At 63.3% G+C, this 3275-nt stretch carries 4 protein-coding genes; 2 read left to right on the top strand and 2 right to left on the bottom strand.

What is annotated here, in order from left to right; genetic code table 11:
• Positions 1 to 894 (bottom strand): creatininase (locus JCM19049_RS20085; RefSeq protein ID WP_279402932.1); only part of this gene is annotated, 894 nt, incomplete at its 3' end.
• Here JCM19049_RS20085 and JCM19049_RS20080 point away from each other — a divergent pair.
• Together JCM19049_RS20080 and JCM19049_RS10240 are read left to right on the top strand one after the other, a co-directional pair.
• The gene (locus JCM19049_RS20080; protein ID WP_279402931.1) at positions 893 to 1369 is read left to right on the top strand and encodes a PucR family transcriptional regulator ligand-binding domain-containing protein; all 477 of its coding nucleotides are present in this window, start codon (positions 893 to 895) and stop codon (positions 1367 to 1369) included. The two genes, JCM19049_RS20085 and JCM19049_RS20080, sit on opposite strands and share 2 nt — an antisense overlap.
• Entirely contained in the window at positions 1255 to 2385 is a 1131-nt protein-coding gene (locus JCM19049_RS10240; protein ID WP_279402930.1) for a helix-turn-helix domain-containing protein, read from the top strand. The genes JCM19049_RS20080 and JCM19049_RS10240 overlap by 115 nt, the downstream gene beginning before the upstream one ends.
• A 47-nt stretch (positions 2386 to 2432) precedes the next feature.
• On the opposite strand, the gene JCM19049_RS10235 is transcribed toward JCM19049_RS10240, so the two are convergent.
• Positions 2433 to 3092, bottom strand: coding sequence for a GntR family transcriptional regulator (locus JCM19049_RS10235; protein WP_054821535.1), 660 nt, complete (start codon positions 3090 to 3092; stop codon positions 2433 to 2435).
• Between the last annotated feature and the right edge of the window lie 183 nt (positions 3093 to 3275).

Raw genomic sequence — 3275 nt, 5'->3', positions numbered from 1 at the left:
GGCATCCGCTGGCGGGGTGCGTCCCGGGTCTTCGGGAAAAATGTCGTAGGGCGTCAGGACGGCGGGTGGATGATCGACTACCCGATCCATGTCAACCAGTTCCGGATGCAGCAACAGCATGAGCGATGTTTCCAGCACACCGCCGTGCTCGATGTCCCATCCCAGGAAACCGTCAGGGAAAACCTGGGCCAGGGTGTGCTCGTCCACGAAATCCCAGTAGGACATCAGCACCCCGCGGGAACCCGAGCCCTGGCGGCCCGCCCGGGCGACCGCGTTGTCCAGACCCTCATAGAGGAACTGGTAGTTCTCAAAGTGCCCGTTCAGCACGATGACGTTACACGCCCCTTGGTCGATGAAGGACGAGACCACATCGTCGATCATGCCGGTCAGCGCGGCTGCTCCCAGGCTGGTGGTCCCAAGCCGGTGGTTCCCGCCCCCGGAACGGGGCTGCGACTTGTAGCCGTAGGAGAACTCCGGCGCCACCAGCGCGCCCACCTGCCGGGCCACTTCGGCGGCGATGGCCCGGGAAAGCATCGCATCCACGCCCAGCGGCAGGTGTGGCCCGTGCTGCTCGGTGGCGCCGGTGGGAATGATGACAGTCGACCCTCGCGGGATAGGAACTGGGCGTAGCTTTCTGAGTCCAGGTTCTCTAGGAATACAGCGGACATCTATGGCTCCTAATCTGCTTCGCGGACACAAGATTGGGCGGGATCCAAGAGACGGGAAGAGGATGGGCCAGGGCTTGCGTCGATGTGTTGCCCTCAAGCCTAGGGAGAGTAATGTGAGCCGCGATACACTCACACTGTTGCCGTTTCGAGACTTCGGGGTGACAGACCGACACTTGCGGCCGAGGCCAGGCACTGTGGATCTTCCTGCCGCGGAAGGAGGAAACATGTTTGTCGCACTAACGGAAATCCTGCGGGACCAGTTGTTCCAGAGCGCCCAGCCCCTGGCCCTGGCCGGCGCCGAGCAGGTCGCCACCACCAGGGTGCGCTGGGTGCATCCCAGCGAAGTGGTGCAAGTCGGCGGCCTGCTGCACGGTGATGAACTGTTGCTGACCACCGGCGCGGCCCTGCTGGGGTTGCGGATCGAAGCCCAGCACGCATACTTGCAGTCACTGGTGCAGCGCGGGGTGGCCGCCCTGGTCATCGAGCCACCCGCAGATGGACCGACCATCTCCGCGAAGTTCATTCAGCGGGCCGAGGAGCTGGGGTTGCCGTTGTTCCGGCTACGGGCACCGTGCCCTTTGTTGAGTTGGCCGAGAAAATCAACCGGCAGATCGTCTCGGAACACGCCGCAACCCTGCAACAGGCCGACGAAGTCTCCCAACGCCTCGCAAGGCATATTGCCTCGGCCGGGCCGAACCTAACACCCCTGCTGGAGATGATCGCCTCCGCGCTGCGGGTCCGGGCGACGATGGAGGATCTTTCGGGACAGGTCATCGCGGAATCCGGGCCTGAGGGCCAGGAAGATGAGCAAGGGGCCGGCGCTGTTGCCACGGACTTGTTCGTCGGGGCCGACGTGGCGGCGCGACTGGTGCTCTACAGCAAAATCGGAACCGCGCCGGAGCAACTGGAATTGGTGGCCCAGCGGCTTGGAAGCATTGTCAGCCTGGCCTTTGCCCAGCACTACCGTCCTGGACGCCTGCAGATAGCCGACACCTCGCTGTTGCGGGCCATTGTCAGCGGGGCTGGCACACATTTCATTGTCGAGCGGGCCCGACAAGCGCAGGTGCCGGAAAATCATCCGAGCTGTCTCATGGTCTTTCAGAGCTTTGACATGTCCCGCGTGCGCTCGGTGCTGGAAAACACCCTGCATTCGAGGTTCCCCTCCATTCGCACCTATTTGGAGGCCCATCGTCTCTATGCCATGGTCCAGTTGGACCCGCACGATCCGCGCAGAGCGCGGACCCAGCTGGTGCAGCTGCTGCGCGAGGCGTTGAGCGGCATGTCCGTCGAGTGCTGTGTCGGTCCGCTGGCTTCGAAAATTGCCCATGCCCGCTGGTCGCTGGCCGAAGCGCTGACGGTCGAGTCCCTGGCAAGCCCCTTCCCGAACGAGGGGCAGGTCCGCGACGCTTCGGATTATGCGTTGGAACGAGTGCTTAAGCGTTTTACCGATTCGCAGGCGCTCAACGAGTTTATTGACGAGCAGCTGGGGCTGCTGATCGCGGCGGACAAGGCCAGGGGCAGCAGTCTGCTCAAGACGCTGGAAGTGTGGCTGGGGTCGGGCTGCAATTCCACGTTGGCGGCCAATCGGCTGTACCTGGAGCGGCAAACCATGCATAAGCGACTGACCAAGATCTTCTCGCTGATCGGTGGGGACCCACGGGAGACCGGCAGGATCCTGACCGTTCATCTGGCCTGCCAACTTGCTCTGCGCTTCTAGCCGGGCGGCCGCGGGGCAGCCTGCGAGCCCGGGCCGCAGGGCGGCGGTTAGAGAACGGCGCGTACCGTCTGTTCGAAGCTGACCACGTGTTCGGCGGCCAGTTGGGCTGCCTGCTCTTCGCATCCGTCCAGGATCAGCTCGATCAGCGTGCCGTGTTCGGAAATGTGAGCGTGAATGTCCGGCAACCGGTCCAGGACCATGCACCAGATCCGGGTCGCGAGGTTGTCCAGGCGCACCAGCGTTTCCTCCAGGTGGTGGTTCTGAGCGGCACGATAAATGAGCCGGTGCACTTCCAGGTCGTATTCCATCAGCTGGCGCCGGTCCCGCAATGGATCTAGCTGGCGGATCGCCTGCATCGTGCGGGTCAGCTCCTCGCGCAAGGCGCCGCCGCGATTCTCGGCCGCCCGCTGCGCGGCCAACGGCTCCAGAACCTGACGCATTTCGGAGATGGCGGCCAGCTCGGTGATGTCCACCCCGGTGGCGAAGGTCCCGCGGCGCGGGTAGGAGATCACCAGGTGGTCCACTTCCAGGCGCTTCAGCGCCTCGCGGATGGGGGTGCGCCCCATGCCGAGGTCGGTGGCGAGCAGCGCCTCGTTGATCGGGTCGCCGGGGGCGATGTCCATCATGATCAGGCGGTCGCGCAGAATTCGGTAGGACCGCTCCGCCATGGACTCGCTGGCCACGGGCACCTCGGTTGTACTTGTCATCTTGGCGGCTCCCTTCACCTTCATTCTGCCTCGGAATCATGCGGCTAAAAAATTATTCTCCAACCCCATTGACGGGCTGTGAGTTAGATCATACGCTAAGACGCAGACATTGATATATCAGTTGTCGGCAATTCGTACACTTTGGAGGGATAGATGCTGGAAACCCAGTCACCCGTCGCAGAA

The organism is Arthrobacter sp. JCM 19049 (genome assembly GCF_001310435.1).
Note: the sequence above shows the minus strand (reverse complement) of the source record. Positions and strands in the feature narration are given on the sequence as shown.

What these genes read in the sequence shown, in the direction of transcription:
- JCM19049_RS20080 (WP_279402931.1), top strand. Translation starts at nt 893, where the DNA reads ATGTTTGTCGCACTAACGGAAATCCTGCGGGACCAGTTGTTCCAGAGC.
- JCM19049_RS10235 (WP_054821535.1), bottom strand. Translation starts at nt 3,092, where the DNA reads ATGACAAGTACAACCGAGGTGCCCGTGGCCAGCGAGTCCATGGCGGAG.